This window comes from Rhodanobacter sp. B04 (genome assembly GCF_002001125.1).
Lineage (GTDB): Bacteria > Pseudomonadota > Gammaproteobacteria > Xanthomonadales > Rhodanobacteraceae > Rhodanobacter.
The window spans coordinates 200,562-214,082 of the sequence record NZ_MUNV01000026.1 but is presented as its reverse complement, the minus strand read 5'-3'; the positions used below and the strand labels follow the sequence as shown (position 1 = coordinate 214,082).

At 59.6% G+C, this 13,521-nt stretch carries 27 protein-coding genes; 18 read left to right on the top strand and 9 right to left on the bottom strand.

All coding sequences use genetic code 11. The features are described 5' to 3' along the window. Window positions 1-234: 234 nt before the first annotated feature. From B0E46_RS15710 to B0E46_RS15685, 8 genes are read right to left on the bottom strand one after another with little or no spacing between them, the layout of a single operon-like run. On the bottom strand, window positions 235-711 hold the full coding sequence (locus tag B0E46_RS15710; RefSeq protein ID WP_139350579.1) for a VRR-NUC domain-containing protein: 477 nt from the start codon (window positions 709-711) through the stop codon (window positions 235-237). 40 nt (window positions 712-751) lie between these two features. Then, window positions 752-1,039 carry a hypothetical protein gene (locus tag B0E46_RS15705; protein ID WP_077556673.1) on the bottom strand — a complete coding sequence of 96 codons (288 nt, stop codon included), beginning with the start codon at window positions 1,037-1,039 and terminating at the stop codon, window positions 752-754. Further along, a complete protein-coding gene (locus B0E46_RS17810; protein ID WP_168171234.1) occupies window positions 1,039-1,188 on the bottom strand; it encodes a hypothetical protein in 150 nt (49 codons plus the stop codon). Before B0E46_RS17810 ends, B0E46_RS15705 begins: the two co-directional genes overlap by 1 nt. Beyond that, window positions 1,185-1,406 carry a hypothetical protein gene (locus B0E46_RS15700; protein ID WP_077556672.1) on the bottom strand — a complete coding sequence of 74 codons (222 nt, stop codon included), beginning with the start codon at window positions 1,404-1,406 and terminating at the stop codon, window positions 1,185-1,187. Before B0E46_RS15700 ends, B0E46_RS17810 begins: the two co-directional genes overlap by 4 nt. Continuing rightward, window positions 1,403-2,179, bottom strand: a complete 777-nt coding sequence (locus B0E46_RS15695; protein ID WP_168171233.1) for an ATP-binding protein — start codon at window positions 2,177-2,179, stop codon at window positions 1,403-1,405. Before B0E46_RS15695 ends, B0E46_RS15700 begins: the two co-directional genes overlap by 4 nt. After that, complete coding sequence (locus tag B0E46_RS17915) at window positions 2,163-3,125, bottom strand: hypothetical protein (protein WP_217316360.1); 963 nt, start codon at window positions 3,123-3,125, stop codon at window positions 2,163-2,165. Before B0E46_RS17915 ends, B0E46_RS15695 begins: the two co-directional genes overlap by 17 nt. Beyond that, a complete protein-coding gene (locus tag B0E46_RS17805) occupies window positions 3,125-3,268 on the bottom strand; it encodes a hypothetical protein (RefSeq protein WP_168171232.1) in 144 nt (47 codons plus the stop codon). The genes B0E46_RS17915 and B0E46_RS17805 overlap by 1 nt, the downstream gene beginning before the upstream one ends. Further along, on the bottom strand, window positions 3,265-3,675 hold the full coding sequence (locus tag B0E46_RS15685; RefSeq protein WP_077556670.1) for a hypothetical protein: 411 nt from the start codon (window positions 3,673-3,675) through the stop codon (window positions 3,265-3,267). The genes B0E46_RS17805 and B0E46_RS15685 overlap by 4 nt, the downstream gene beginning before the upstream one ends. Before the next feature lie 83 nt (window positions 3,676-3,758). On the opposite strand from B0E46_RS15685, the gene B0E46_RS15680 reads away from it, so the two are divergent. Further along, window positions 3,759-4,013: a hypothetical protein gene (locus B0E46_RS15680; protein WP_139350578.1), complete on the top strand. Its 255-nt coding sequence runs from the start codon at window positions 3,759-3,761 to the stop codon at window positions 4,011-4,013. A gap of 248 nt (window positions 4,014-4,261) precedes the next feature. On the opposite strand, the gene B0E46_RS17800 is transcribed toward B0E46_RS15680, so the two are convergent. Next, window positions 4,262-4,474 carry an XRE family transcriptional regulator gene (locus B0E46_RS17800; RefSeq protein ID WP_168171231.1) on the bottom strand — a complete coding sequence of 71 codons (213 nt, stop codon included), beginning with the start codon at window positions 4,472-4,474 and terminating at the stop codon, window positions 4,262-4,264. Window positions 4,475-4,546: 72 nt separating this feature from the next. Here B0E46_RS17800 and B0E46_RS15675 point away from each other — a divergent pair, with 72 nt between their 5' ends. The 17 genes from B0E46_RS15675 to B0E46_RS17465 all read left to right on the top strand — a co-directional run bounded on the left by B0E46_RS15675 (window position 4,547) and on the right by B0E46_RS17465 (window position 13,485). Further along, entirely contained in the window at window positions 4,547-5,218 is a 672-nt protein-coding gene (locus B0E46_RS15675) for a helix-turn-helix transcriptional regulator (RefSeq protein WP_168171230.1), read from the top strand. Window positions 5,219-5,428: 210 nt separating this feature from the next. Beyond that, window positions 5,429-5,962, top strand: a complete 534-nt coding sequence (locus B0E46_RS17485) for a hypothetical protein (protein ID WP_254425182.1) — start codon at window positions 5,429-5,431, stop codon at window positions 5,960-5,962. A gap of 189 nt (window positions 5,963-6,151) precedes the next feature. Then, window positions 6,152-6,358 (top strand): hypothetical protein, encoded by a 207-nt coding sequence (locus B0E46_RS17480; RefSeq protein ID WP_139350576.1) that lies wholly within the window; start codon window positions 6,152-6,154, stop codon window positions 6,356-6,358. Next, on the top strand, window positions 6,355-6,582 hold the full coding sequence (locus tag B0E46_RS15660) for a hypothetical protein (RefSeq protein WP_077556665.1): 228 nt from the start codon (window positions 6,355-6,357) through the stop codon (window positions 6,580-6,582). The genes B0E46_RS17480 and B0E46_RS15660 overlap by 4 nt, the downstream gene beginning before the upstream one ends. Further along, on the top strand, window positions 6,579-6,845 hold the full coding sequence (locus B0E46_RS15655; protein WP_077556664.1) for a hypothetical protein: 267 nt from the start codon (window positions 6,579-6,581) through the stop codon (window positions 6,843-6,845). The genes B0E46_RS15660 and B0E46_RS15655 overlap by 4 nt, the downstream gene beginning before the upstream one ends. Further along, window positions 6,842-7,045, top strand: a complete 204-nt coding sequence (locus B0E46_RS15650; protein WP_077556663.1) for a hypothetical protein — start codon at window positions 6,842-6,844, stop codon at window positions 7,043-7,045. Before B0E46_RS15655 ends, B0E46_RS15650 begins: the two co-directional genes overlap by 4 nt. Continuing rightward, window positions 7,042-7,266: a hypothetical protein gene (locus B0E46_RS17475; RefSeq protein ID WP_139350575.1), complete on the top strand. Its 225-nt coding sequence runs from the start codon at window positions 7,042-7,044 to the stop codon at window positions 7,264-7,266. Before B0E46_RS15650 ends, B0E46_RS17475 begins: the two co-directional genes overlap by 4 nt. Beyond that, the gene (locus B0E46_RS15645) at window positions 7,266-7,574 is read left to right on the top strand and encodes a hypothetical protein (RefSeq protein ID WP_077556662.1); all 309 of its coding nucleotides are present in this window, start codon (window positions 7,266-7,268) and stop codon (window positions 7,572-7,574) included. Before B0E46_RS17475 ends, B0E46_RS15645 begins: the two co-directional genes overlap by 1 nt. Before the next feature lie 3 nt (window positions 7,575-7,577). Beyond that, window positions 7,578-7,925 (top strand): hypothetical protein, encoded by a 348-nt coding sequence (locus B0E46_RS15640; protein WP_077556661.1) that lies wholly within the window; start codon window positions 7,578-7,580, stop codon window positions 7,923-7,925. A 5-nt stretch (window positions 7,926-7,930) separates the two neighbouring features. After that, window positions 7,931-8,770, top strand: coding sequence for a DUF2303 family protein (locus B0E46_RS15635; protein WP_077556660.1), 840 nt, complete (start codon window positions 7,931-7,933; stop codon window positions 8,768-8,770). Between the two features lie 340 nt (window positions 8,771-9,110). Continuing rightward, entirely contained in the window at window positions 9,111-9,782 is a 672-nt protein-coding gene (locus B0E46_RS15630; protein ID WP_168171229.1) for a DUF1566 domain-containing protein, read from the top strand. A gap of 60 nt (window positions 9,783-9,842) precedes the next feature. Then, window positions 9,843-10,388 carry a DUF1566 domain-containing protein gene (locus B0E46_RS15625; RefSeq protein ID WP_077556658.1) on the top strand — a complete coding sequence of 182 codons (546 nt, stop codon included), beginning with the start codon at window positions 9,843-9,845 and terminating at the stop codon, window positions 10,386-10,388. Between the two features lie 9 nt (window positions 10,389-10,397). After that, window positions 10,398-10,832, top strand: coding sequence for a four helix bundle protein (locus tag B0E46_RS17470; RefSeq protein ID WP_139350574.1), 435 nt, complete (start codon window positions 10,398-10,400; stop codon window positions 10,830-10,832). An 86-nt stretch (window positions 10,833-10,918) separates the two neighbouring features. Beyond that, window positions 10,919-12,184 carry an RNA-directed DNA polymerase gene (locus tag B0E46_RS15615; RefSeq protein WP_254425181.1) on the top strand — a complete coding sequence of 422 codons (1,266 nt, stop codon included), beginning with the start codon at window positions 10,919-10,921 and terminating at the stop codon, window positions 12,182-12,184. 58 nt (window positions 12,185-12,242) lie between these two features. After that, the gene (locus B0E46_RS15610) at window positions 12,243-12,572 is read left to right on the top strand and encodes a hypothetical protein (RefSeq protein ID WP_077556655.1); all 330 of its coding nucleotides are present in this window, start codon (window positions 12,243-12,245) and stop codon (window positions 12,570-12,572) included. Then, window positions 12,569-12,898, top strand: a complete 330-nt coding sequence (locus tag B0E46_RS15605; RefSeq protein ID WP_077556654.1) for a hypothetical protein — start codon at window positions 12,569-12,571, stop codon at window positions 12,896-12,898. Before B0E46_RS15610 ends, B0E46_RS15605 begins: the two co-directional genes overlap by 4 nt. Further along, on the top strand, window positions 12,895-13,485 hold the full coding sequence (locus tag B0E46_RS17465; protein WP_139350573.1) for a hypothetical protein: 591 nt from the start codon (window positions 12,895-12,897) through the stop codon (window positions 13,483-13,485). The genes B0E46_RS15605 and B0E46_RS17465 overlap by 4 nt, the downstream gene beginning before the upstream one ends. Window positions 13,486-13,521: the final 36 nt, after the last annotated feature.

Genomic DNA, 13,521 nt, shown 5'->3' with positions numbered 1-13,521 from the left:
GTTCATATTACGCACCTCTCCTTTGGGTACGTAAAATATAACATTGCCAAAAATAAGCTGCGATCTAGCCGGATTGAGATGTAGCCGCGGTTATGCCTCGATCCCGCAATCTCCTTCTTGCGGCCAGCTCCCTTACCGACTCGGTCGTGCACCCACTTGAAGACGCCTGTTTCCGGGTCGTAATGAAGCAGTTCATGCAATCGCGCGCGAGTGAGCGTCACGGCGGCTACTCGATTAAGTCGCATCGACATACCCCTTCCAAAGCGCGAACGCCACATCAGCTCCACGGCATGTCGCCGCCTCATATCCAAGCTGGATCGACTCAGCGATCCACTCGCTCTGTTCGCGGCTGGCATAGCCAGTCAGGGACTTCATTTCGATGTATAGCCCATGACGTCCAGCACGGGCGATGCTGCAGAAGATGTCGGATACCCCCGCGGTGACGCCTTCTGCCTTCAGCCGGCCAGCTTCGCGTTTTGAGCGGCCACCGCCGTTTGGAATGGCGAACGTTCGGCGCGCCGCTATCGCATAGCGAGCATCAAGAACAGCCAGTTCACCAATTCGCCGAAAGAAGTTGACCTGTTCCTGATGTTCCGGATCCTGCCGCGGTTGTCCGGGCGCTTGAGTTGGTGCACGTGGCTGACGAATGCGCGGCACCGCCGGAGCTCCTTTCCCTTGCGCCTCGACCTTGTTGCGGATCGAGTCAGGCATGGCTGCCACACTGCTGAAGCGCAAGGCACTGCTGTGACGACTACCCATGGTGGTACCTCGCCAGTCGGTAGCCGGAGAGTTCCTCAGCCTTTGCCAGCAGCGATTCGGCAGTGATGACTTCGCCCTGCACTTCCATCTGAACCTTCGCTTGGCGTGCCCACTCCTGATCACGGAGGCAACGCGGACACATAGCGGCCTCAATCCGGCCGGCCAACATGTGGTTCGCGTTGTACATGCGGCGGTGGTACTTGCAGGTGACGCGCATCGCCAGCAACTTGGCGTTCATCCCAGGAGGAACGTATTCCGGATTGTGGCGCTGGTAGGCCATCAGCGATTCCCCAGCCCAGCCGCCTGCAAGCGATTGCCTGGCTGTGTCGGGTTGACCTGTTCCAGCGGGGCTTCTTCGCTGTCGTCACGGCGCCAAGCGTTTTGCTGCCACAGGATCTCTGCGACTTGTGCGGACGTCATCTTGCTCACGGTCTATCCCCTGGAATGGTTGGGTGAACTTCGCGCCACGCGGCCAGCCAGCGGTAGGCCGTTGCACGTGAAACATTGAAGTTGTCGCGTATGTGCTGAGTACCCTCGACCATGCTGATGGCGTCGAGCAGCTTCGGCCGCGCTGCGCACCACTCGGCGAAGCGGATCCAGAACACGATGCCGTAGTCGCATTGGTTGCCTTGGACGCGCCGGATCATACCAGCGCCTGCTGTTGCTGGCCGCGGTAGCTCGTCCAGTTGAACGACAGCACCGGACCGACTTCGCGGAACCGATCGGCGACACGCTGGCCGAGGAACTTCTCCAGCTCCGCCGCGTCGAGGTTCGATATCAGAATCATCGAGCGCAGGTGCTGGTAGCGCTCGTTGATGATTTCGAACAGCAAGGTCAGCTCGTGGTCGCTGCCGTTCTGCACACCGATCTCGTCGATGATCAGCAGGTCTGGCCGGCGCAGGTCGTGGAGCGCCTTGTTCTCGTCGCCCTTCCCGCCGTACGTCGCCTTGACGGTGCGCAGGATGCTGGCCACGGTGCCGAACGCCACGGTGGCAAGGTGGTTCACCATGATCTGGTTGGCGATCGCGCAGGCAAGGTGCGTCTTGCCGGTGCCGGGACCGCCGGTCAACACCAAGCTGCCGCCCCGTACCGATTGGGCTTCCCAGCTTTCGGCGAAGCCCTGGCATACCGATCGAGCGACGCGCTGCTCCGTCGTCGTCGCCTTGTAGTTACCGATGGTGCGGTCAGCGAACCGAGGCGGGATGCTTGCGATGTCCAGGATCTTCTGCAGCTTCTTTTTTTCGAGTGCCGCAGCGGCCCGGCGGCGGTTCTCCGCGCCGTAGCGTTCCGTCATCTCGTCAACGCATTTCGGGCAGTCGTTGACGCCAGGTGAAGCAGGCTCGCCGTTAGGAAACCGGTAAGCCTGATACGGCCCGTGCCGTTCACAAGCGCAGGTGCACAGTTCAACCGCCGGTGCCATTGAGTTCTCGTTCAACGGCGGCTCGGAGGTCGGGGGCGAGCTGGTCGACTGGTGTTCCGACATACTTTTTCCCCTCGAAATTTTCATTGGCTGGATGCTTGCGGGCGCCCTTGGCTCCGCGCTGCGGCGATTGGCTGTCGGCCGCGTCTCGTCGTCGGCCGCGCAGGGTCGATGCGATGTAGCTGATGCCCACGCAAGCGGCGGCGCTCTTGACCGCCTGGAACTGCGCGGTGGTGAGGTTCATCTGCGCCTGGGTGGCACCGCTGGCCAGCAGGTCGTGCAGTTCGGGGTGGGTGTCAGGGTCGTTCCACAGGTGCACGTCCTTCAGCGCCTTCTCCGCGGCAATCAGCGCCAGTTCGGCCACCGTGAACTTCTCGGACACCAGCGCCAGCAGCGTCGGGTCCTGTGGCTGGATGCGCACACCGATCTTTTTCAACGCGATCGCCGAAAGCACCGCACCGCGAGCTTGGTCTGCCGGAAGTTCGCCCGGGCCTGCTTGCGCGTGCGCGTCCGTAGAGAGAGAAGCTGTTAAAGACTCTTCTCTTCTCTTCTCTTCTCTGGTCCGCTTTTTGTCCGCATCCAATGCGGACGCCTTGCGGACGTTTCGTTTACGGTCCGACTCCTGCGCCCGGCGCTTTGCCGACTGCCCGTTGTGCGTATCAAACTCAGGCAAAACAAGGCTTGAGCCGGTTTCATCGACGACTGAATGAAGCCAGCCGACCGCGACCATCGCAGCCGCGAAACCTGTCCATCGCAGAAGTTCATCCAGCGCTTCCAAGGTGTAGCCGTCCAACTTTCCGTCGCTGGAGTGCGCGTCGAACAGACACCATGCGGACATAAGTCCGCCAACTGTGCGCAACATGTCCGCTTTCAATGCGGACGAAATGCGTACAACTTTCGGATGCGTGAAGAGGTCGGACCGCATCTTGATCCAGTCGCCAGCCATCAGCTCGACCTTTCGATCTTGTAAATCACACCGCCATGCTGGCGCTTGTACTCACGCGCCAGCTTCTGGGTCTTGAAGATGTGCCAATGCTGACTGGCGCTTTCCGTCAGGACAGCCCAGCCATAGATCGCCCGCTTCTTCATGCAACCTCCAGCAGGCGCGCCAGACGCTTGACCGAATCCTTGTCGTCTTCGAATCGGTTCAGCGCTTCCTGCAGCTCGACGTACTGACGCAGTAGATTGGAGCCCGTAGCGGCGCATAGCGGGCCGACCAGCTTCAATGGGATGGAACGCTTGCCGGACTGCAGGCGCGACACGTAGCCGCGGGATTTACCGATGCAGGCGGCGACGTAATCGAGCTTCGAATGGGAGGCTGCGATCGAGACCGCGAGCGCCTGGGCTTCGGACTCAATCTGACGCAGCAGCTTGGCTGGAGCGTCCTTCGGGGCATGGTGCACGCCGAACGCCAGCGCCAGCGATGACTGGTTGCCACCGGTTGCCTGATGTTGCCTAGCGTTGCCAAGGTGCTGCAGGAAAGAATGCTCACCCATGACGCACCAGCCCAGAAATAGAGAAGCTCTCCGCGCGATAACCTGTGCCTGCCCAGGTACAAGCCACCAACGCGGAGAGCTTCGTGGAACGACTCAACAAAGCAGACAAGCTACTGATCGAGGCAACAGCCCGACTCACAGCCATGGAATTTGCATTCAAGGTGCTCATCACCACGCACCCAGATTTGCCAAAAGTCGCCGAGCTATGGCGCGCACGCGTGAACCCGTGGATCGACGCGTCGATGGATCACGACTATTGGGGCCAGTCGAAGGCTTTCCAGGAAGCGTTGAACGGACAGCTGATGCGCCTGGCGAATCATTTCGGACATCTTCCGTAAAACCCCATGGCATGGGATTCCACAAGGCGGCTTCGCGGCGTCGTGCCACCACGTCAGCCCAATCACGACCCTGGGCCTTGCACTCAGCCTCCAAAGTCTCCGGTCCAAGCTTTTGTGCGCTTGGTATCGACGCGACGCGTTGCTCGCATTCTTCTTGCAGCTGGCGCAGCACTGCGTCATCAGCTGGGGTGCCAGAGAGTTCAGGCGGCATCGGAGGCGGCGGTCTGCGAGGATTGTCGGCGACCATGTCAAGCCGCCCCTTTCGCCGCAAGTTTCACGCACTTCTCGGCATGTAGCTCATGAAGACGGACAGCGGAATCACCGCGCGGCGATTTGCTGCGACCGGTCGCGAGGTCACCGACAGTGGACGGCGCGAGACCGGTGAATTCGGCGATATCGGCATAAGTCATGCCGGCGGCCTGAAGATCGTTGATGCGGGTTGCCCAGGGCGTCGCTTTCATAACTCCAGATTACGGCATTCCGTAATCAATAGTCAACGGCATTCCGTAGCGGAGTTCCGTTGCAATGCAGTTATGAATACGATCGGCGACAGAATTCGCGAACGACGCCTGGAACTGGGTATGAGCGTGGAGGTGCTGGCTAAAGCGGTCGGCTTAAAACCGACCACGCTCTACGATCTCGAAAGAGGAGACTCCAAGTCCACCACCAAACTACATCGATTCGCTGACGAACTCGGTCTCAACGCCGATTGGCTTGAAACAGGCAAAGGTGTAAAGCTCTGGAAACCACGCGTAAGCTTCAGTCTGGCGCCAATCTCAGATGGTGCGGCACAACCCTTGCACCCTGAATCGTCTCGCGCTACGCGGGTTGAGATCAGGGGCAACGCAATTATGGATAAGGACGGATTCTGGACAAGTGCGCAGAAAGATGACGATGTAGGGCATGTCAAATGGGAGGCATCAGAAGGAGCCTTTGCCATCCAAGTTGGAACGGATGCACTTGATCCAGTCATCAAGCGAGGCACCATTCTGGTCTTCGACGCGGAACCGCCAGTTGCTGGCGACTATGCTCACCTGGTGCTGACTGATGGACGCGAGGCCATCATGGAATTCCTATTCAAAAGCGATGTACAGCAAACCTTCCAATCGATTAGGGGACGTCAACGTTTCACGTTCGACACCGGAGATATCGAGAAGGTTAGCGGCTATGGCGGTCAGTTACCGGCTCACAAACGTAAGGTCTGATGCACTGACCAAAAAAGGGAACTCATGGCGCTGATAAAATGTCCAGATTGTGGCAATGACATCAGTGATTCCGCCCCAGCATGCCTGCATTGTGGTCGACCGCAACAAGGGTCGGCCCTTCCCCTACGCATCACTGAGCAGAGCGGCAAATCAGACGTACTGACCGCCCAAGCAGAGGTCGCGCGGAGGAAACGGGATAACCGCATACGCTTGATTATGCTCATAGTCATCATCATTGCTTTATGGCGTGCGTGTTCGGTTTCGGGTGATCACTATCCGACAAACGATAAGAGTGACACGCCAGCGTTCGAGCAGGATGCCGAGCAAGCAGCCGACACGGCGCAGCAAGCGGCAGCAGCCGCGCCAGCGGTGCCATCAATTGCATCCCGACCGGTTGCATCATCCACGACGGCGACGGCGACAATTTCGGATGAGGAATGCCTAAAGGACATCCAATGCCCCACAGACCGTTTTATGCCCAATGCCTTAGTGCTATGTAAGCCTTTGGTGGAAGCCAAGGCGCGTTACGAGGTGAAATGGACGGATGGGTGGTTGACCCCGATGTTCAGCCGAAGAGCCTGGGCCGACGACGCACATGACGCCATCATTTATGTGGGTGATAAAGTGGAATTTCAAAATGGGTTCCATGCCTTCTCCACAATGTCCTACTTCTGCACGCTGGATCTACACTCCTTGAAGGTCACAAACGTCGAGGTGCAGGAAGGGTCGTTACCAACGCAGTGATTGGATCAAAGCGATGGCGGCTAAACACTGATATACCGAATTTTCTGATCAACCCCGCTTCGGCGAGGTTTTTTTTGGTCAAATGCGCCGCTTCAAATTATTTCTGCACGAACTTTACGGAATCCCGTTGACAGGCAGTTACGGAATGCCGTAATCTCTCTCCCACGCTACCAGGCGACGGAGATCGAGATGGCCAGCTTCCTGACCAACGAAGTGAACAAGACGGTGTCAATCGTCGCCGTGTCGAATCCGCCGGCACCGGAAATCTGCGCACGGCTGTGCGTGGGCCCCGACACATCGATCTTCCTTAGCTGGGCCGAGGTGCAGCAGCTTGCGGCGGCCTGCCGCTCTCTGGTGAGTCTTGAGGAAGCACGTGCGCGGAGCATAGCGGCATGAGCGCGCCTGTGAACGTGATGGCGGTGATCGAGGCGAACGAGGTGAGCAAAGAGCGCTTCTTCGATGCGCTCCGCTCAGAAAATCGTGACGTTATGCCCAGCCAAGATTGGGACGCTAACCGCGAGCTTTTCAGCACTTGGATTGATGTTCGTGGCCGTGAAGTTTTCGGGTGGTCGCGTAGCAACGGCCGGTTTGCGCTCGCCCGCGTAGGCGGTGCCGCATGAGCCGCCTGATCCCCCACCGCGCTACCTACCTGCACGAAGCCGAACGCGCTCAGCAGATCGCCGCGCAGCTTCAGGTAGACGCCCTACTCGCCCGCGTCCGTCAGCACGACACGTCGGGATGCTCTGACCATGATGCGGATGAGACGAACGCCGCGCGCTGGGAACTGGTCATTGCCATGTTCGTCATCTTCCCGTTGTGCGCATGGGCGTACCACCTGCCGGCTGTCCAGGCTTTCCTGCATTTCTTGAGGATGCAGCCGTGAGCTGCCTGATGGAAGACCTCCGCACTTATTCGCCGGAAGACCAGGCGTCGATTGCTCGCGTCGAAATGCTGCTGATGCAGCGAAGCGTCAAGTATTACCCGTCCACCCTTTCAAAGCTGACCACGGTGGCAGAGATCATTCCCCCGTGTGCCGATGCTGTCGTGGTCAGCCCCTTTTCTTTCCAGGAGATCTGCTCATGAGCCTCCTTGCCTCTCTGTTCTTCCCTAAATCGCGTTGGGCATATTGCCATCAGCCGACAGCCGCTGAGCGCATGGCGCGCTACAGCCTGCGGCATGCCGCCGATATGCAGGATCGCGAGAACGCCGGCGCAGCGGCTCCGCGTGTGCGCCTGATCGAAGGACGCGAAGTGTTGGTGGCGCTCCATGGTCGCGTCAATCCGCTGCCGAAGGATCACGCCTGATGTTCGGCTTCAAGAGCCGGCGCCGGTTGCTGCGAGAAAACGAAGTCATGCGCCAAGCCCTCAACTGGTATGCCGCGCAGGAAACTTGGCGGCGCAAGGGCGTTCACCAGAAAGGTGCGCCGCGCAAGAAATGGCAGAAATCACCAGCGGCCTACGACCGCGGGCATTTGGCGATCCGCGCACTTACACGGATCGAGGAACCGCATTCGGGCACGTGGTCGGTGACCGTTCCGGATCCGTCGCCATTGCCCGTTGTGAAACGCGATTCATCCACACTCGGCGATGCCGAGTCTCTCACCACGGAGTAACTCATGCAACAGGACCAGCTCTATGACCTGCTCGGTGAGCTTGATGCCGGCGTATTCATCCAGAAGGTCACTCGTGCCCTGACGGAAGTTGCGCTGGGCGCCGTCACCACCAACAAGGCCGGCAAAGTCGTGCTGACGTTCGACGTCAAGCAAATAGGCACGAGCAACCAGGTGAACGTGCATCACTCGCTCAAGTTCATCAAGCCAACACCGAACGGCCGCGTCACCGAAGAGAACAAGACCGAAACCCCGGTCTACGTAGGTGTCGGCGGCGTCCTGACGTCTCTGCCTGAAAAGCAGGAAAAGATGTTCGACAAAGACGGCTCCAAAGCCGTCCCGGATAAGGGTTAACCGCCGTGGACATTCAACTACTCCAAAACACCGCCGTTGAGGCGGCCGGGAAGCGCCTGATTCAGGTTAACGGCAATGGCATTTCCGGCATCGTGCTCGAAGCCGGGCAGACACTTCAGACGCTTGAGAAGTTCAAGGATGAGCGTGACCGTTACCGTGGAGCGCTCAGTACGACGTCAATCGACGACTTTGCATCCTACGTGCAGAGTTGCAACCCTGCGCAGCCAACACCAGGGTACGGCGCCGTCGGTTTTGTCGACATCGACAAGATGGCCGCCAAGATGTTCTTCAATCTCGGCACCGTACCAGCGCCTGGCCATGGTGACTGGAATGCCACGCTCACGATGCAACCCACGGCAGCTTACCGGGCCGTGCAGGGTATTGATGGCGTGAAACTCGACCAAACCAAGATCACTGAGTGGCTTGAGGATTGGAACGACTTTCTGGTCGCTGACTTTCCATCGGACATTACCGGCGAAGGTTCGCTGGTGCGCGCGGTAGCTGCCATCCGCAAGATGAAGATCAGCAGCAAGACTGAATCGACCAGCGACGTCACCGCTACCGGGTCAGCGCGCAGCGCCATGGAGGACGTAGAGGCACGTAGCACCGATGTGTTGCCTGTTGGGTTCCGGCTCGCCACGGAGCCATACGATGGATTGGAATCCCGCAGCTTTGCATTGAAGTTGTCAGTGATTACCGGGGGCGCCCAGCCGATCCTGGTGCTGCGCTGGCAACGTCGTGAGTCAAACATCGAAGCTATCGCACGTGAGTTCAAGCACGTGCTCGGCACCAAGATTGGCGAAAACATCCCGTTGACCATCGGAACATTCAACCCGGGGTCGTAATCGTCCGAAAAACAGCATAACTGGCCCTTCCTGTGGGGCGACACCGACGGCCGGCGGTATATCCGGCCACTTACACGACGCGACACCTGCCGGGCCTGTTGTGGGCTGATCGAGTGGTGTGACTCCAGAGAGATGGCGACATGGCGGTCCGATAAATGCTGCCCGACCAACGAAGCACGTAAGGCTTCCTCGCCGCCCTGTCGAGTAGCACAGGGCACATGGAGCGGGCCGGATGCGTGGAGTAACGCGTTCCGGTTGTCGGGTACCGGGTTGGGACAAGCACCGGTACCGGCTCGCTCCATGTACAGCAGTGCAGCACGGAAGGACGTGCGCTGATGCGATGGAAGCGGTTGGTCACGGCGGACCTGCGAGGGAGCCGAACAACGTCACCAACCGGGTGCCCAAGCCTTCACTGATTCGGTACTCAAGCCCGTACACCGCCGTACTTCACTCACCACAACGAGGTAACCCAGTGAGCAAATCGACCGCACCACAGATACTGATCGAGAAGGCATACATCACATTGGCAGCGCCTTTCGATGCGGCTTCGTTCGCGCCGTTGACGGTGCAGTCGGTCGCCAGCCAGATCCGCGCACTGCTGAAGCCCGATCCCAATCGCTTCACGTCCGAACCTGGAAGCGGCATCGTCTATGACCCTGTGACCGGACTGATGTGGTCGCAGAAGGAAATCGACGAGCTGGAGTGGGATGCGTCATCGAAGGCCTGTTCGAATTTCAAGCTCGGCGGCTATTCCGACTGGTACCTGCCTGACCGCTATGAACAGCTGACGATCCTCGATCTTGATCGCCATGGCCCATGTCTGCCGCCGATCTTCGAAACGAAAGGCGAAGCCGTTTGGACGTCTACACAGACGGCTTGGTCGAAGGGAAAAGCGGGTTCGTCCCGCTCTTTCTTCTACGTCAGCATGTACGACGGCTTCGTGTACAGCTACGGCGCCGACAGCCAGCTGCGGGCGCGGCCGGTGCGGCGCGCGGCGCCGGCCAGTCAGTAATTGTTTCTCTGTCCGGAGGGCGCAAAGCGCCCTCCCTTTCCCATTCCTGTGGAGTCAACCATGAACGACGCAGCCGGCACGCCAGTGCCACCCAGTGTCACCACGCCTGACGGCCTGGTGATCTTCCCCAGCCAGCTCTACAAGGGCCTGGCTAAGCTCAGCAGCGATCACATCCATCTGCCGGCGGATTCCATCGATCATGCGTTGGTCTATGACCCGCTCACCGGACTGATGGAATCGGTGCGTGCGCCTGGCTTTGATGTGCGCCTGCTTCCCGATGATGCGGCGAAGCTGGCCGGCGCTCTTTCGTTCGCCGGTTACGGCGATTGGCAGCTGCCTGATGTACCCGAAGGCGTGCATTCGGTCGATTACACCTGTGAGGATCCGGCGGCCGATCTGAGCCTATATCCCGATGCAGTATCGGGAGGTTACTGGACACGTCAGCAGACAAAATGGTCGCTGAATGAAGCGGGTTCGTCCCGCTCTTTCTTCTACGTCAGCGTGCACCTCGGCAGCGTGAGCTACGGCAGCGCCGACTTCCAGCTGCGGGCGCGGCCGGTGCGGCGCGCGGCGCCGGCCAGTCAGTGCTTGGTTATTGGTCAATAACAGCCTGACATGACCTTCCATCTACCACCTGCCGTGCGTCTGGCTGAGACGCTTGCTCGTGACATTGAGCAAGCTGTCTCGAAGTTCTCGCGGGCGCACCGTTACAGCTTCGGCACGAGTCTATCTACCGATGCCTGGAAGGTGCTCACCACCGCCAATAGTGCGGCGCGCAAGCCAGAGAAGCGCGCTGAACTGCTGGGAGAGCTGGTTGACCAGGTGGACGATCTGAAACAGCGGCTGCAGCTTGGTCAGCGGCTTCAACAGTTCAGCAGCTTCGGTCAGTTCGAGGCTCTGATGCGTTCGGCCATCCAACTTGGCAAGCAGGTTGGTGGATGGCACCGTGATTTTCACCCGAAAGGCCAGAGTGTCCAGGCGTCAGCGCCTGGACAGCGTGCCATGACACTGAGTACCCGCGCCGCCTCGCGATATGAGGCCAATCGATGACGATGCCCTGCTACCCGAATGGATGCGTGGTTGGATCGCAAGCGCGCGGGGACGCGGGTTCGTCCCGCTCTTTCTTCTACGTCAACATGAACAACGGCAACGTGAACAACAACAACGCCAACAACCAGCTGCGGGCGCGGCCGGTGCGGCGCGCGGCGCCGGCCAGTGAGTGTCAGGGTGAGGTCAGCGTGCGCATGCTCTACGACTGCATGCGCACGGCACGTCGAAAGAAAAAGCCGAACGTCGATCAACTGAAGTTCGAGCTGCGCTGGATGGAAAACCTGATCGGGATCCAGAAGGCGCTGAATACCCGCACCTGGCAGCCAGGTCGGTCTACCAGCTTCATCGCCACTCAGCCAAAAGCCAGACAGATTCATGCACCCGGGTTCGGTGACATGGTGGTTCACCACCTCGTCGTGCCGAAGGTGGAAGCGGTCTACGAGCCGACATTCATTCACGACAGCTATGCGAATCGGCGAGGCAAAGGAACGCATGCAGCGGTCCGGCGCCTTGGTCAGTTCATCCGCCAGGTCGCCAGCGGCCAAGGCGGCGGCTGGTATCTGCAGCTCGACATCCACAACTTCTTTTATTCGATCAATCGCCGCGTCTTGTGGGCGATGCTCAAGAAGCGCCTGGAGCGCTCCGGCGCGAGCGATATGACCATGCAGGTGGTACATGCGTTGCTCGCCAAGCACGTCGAGCAGCGTGGCGTTCTGCACCTCGAATCTGCCGATGACCTTCTTCTTGTGCCACGCCATAAGCGGTTAGAGAACTCCGCGCCGGATTGCGGCCTACCGATCGGCAACCTACCTTCGCAGTTCTTCGCGAACGTCTACATGGACGCGTTCGACCAGTTCGTGAAGCACGAGTTGAAAGCCGAGCGATATTTGCGCTACGTCGACGATTTCGTGCTGGTCCATCGTGATCGCGCCCAACTTGAACGCTGGCAGATCCAGATCGAGCAGTTCCTTGCCGATCGTCTGCACCTGAAGCTGAAAGCAGATATCCGCCTTCGCCCACTGAGCGCAGGCTGCGACTTCCTTGGCTACGTTGTGTTCCCCACGCACACCCGCGTTCGTGCACGTGTTCTGCAGCATGCCAAACAGAAGCTGCTGGCCTGGAAGCAGGATCACATCCATGGTCGCGAAGCGATCGCTACACCCGAGCAACTGCGCCAGCTGAACTCTTGCTGGGCAAGCTATCAAGGTCACCTGCGTCACGCCGATAGCTACCGCCTGACCCAACGCATTCTGGCGAGTCACCCTTGGCTAGACAACCTCACATCTACACGGCGCCGCTACACCTTCCAGCTGGAAGGGCAACCCGTATCCATTCGAGTGCGCCAATCATGATCCGTGAAACCTTCAGTGGCACCAGTGACGTCGAAGCCATGTACAAGGCGCAAGCCTGATGCTCATTCGACGCGGCCATGCGCGCTGGCGAATCGACTGGTCTGGCGAAGGCTCGCCCGAGCCTGGCCACCTCGTGCGCCACGTCACGCCAGGCGGTCGCGTCAGCTACGCGCGCGTGCGAAGCGTGCGGGTGATCCGCAACCGCATGCCGCTGCCGAATGGTGCGACCTGCCGCTATTCCGTGGCCGTCCAGAGGCTAGACGAGAAGCCGGTCGACCCGGTCGACTGGACCTGCCACGTCTACGCATCACCGAAGCGACGCCCGCGCCTTGCCGACTCTTTCGGCAGCGCTGATCCAGCCATTGATCCATGGAGCCCGCTGCTATGACCCGCACCGAACTCAATACCCTCGCCCACCAGATCGCCTATGCGACATCACGGGCCGATATCGAATCGTTCACGCAGTGGCGTGACGACCGGGTGGACGCGCCAGTGGAATCCAGCTTCATGACGCCTGCGCACCGATGGCACGACCTCAGTACCGTGATCCGTGATGACTTCGAACGCGAGGCTGTCGCCCAGGCCATTTTCTACCTGGACGCGCGCAGCCTTCTGCGACGCAAGCCGAGCGAGCCCTTTCTCGTCCAGATCCTACCGCCGCTATCCAACGGCGAACTGATGCCACCGACCCTTGCTGAGGCGCTTTCAGCATGATGCCTTACGTGGTTGTGGTGGCTGGACTGGGCCGCTGTGGGACAAGCCTGACTATGCAGATGCTCCATGCTGCTGGCTTTCCATGTGTTGGCGAAGCGCCAGCCTTCGAAGACGCTGCTACTCAGCACCGCGTTGAGCCGGCGTGGTTTTCTGAACAGGCTGGAAAAGCGGTGAAGATTCTCGATCCGCAGCGTGTAGGTATTCCGCGGTCTGCACTCACCGCAGTGATCTGGCTGGATCGCGATCCAGAACAGCAGGCCAAGTCTCAATGCAAGTTCGTGGAAATGCTCGGATACGGCTTCAACAATCGCAGCGCACAACGCCGATGCATGAAACAGCTCGCACTTGATCGGGCCACAGCTCGTGGAACCTTCGCCGGCCGGAACACGCTTGATCTGCGGTTCGAAGATTTGATTGTTTCGCCCGGCACAGCAGCTGCACGGATAGCGATGTTCCTTGAGCCGTGGAAGTCGCTCGATGTCGCAACCATGAAAGCCGTGGTGCGAAAACGTGACGTCAAATGCGCGCCCGACATGTCTATCGAGCTTTCCCTGATCGATGGCATTCGCGTCGGAGCAACCGCATGACTATCCCCAACCTTGCCACCGGCCACGTCATCGACC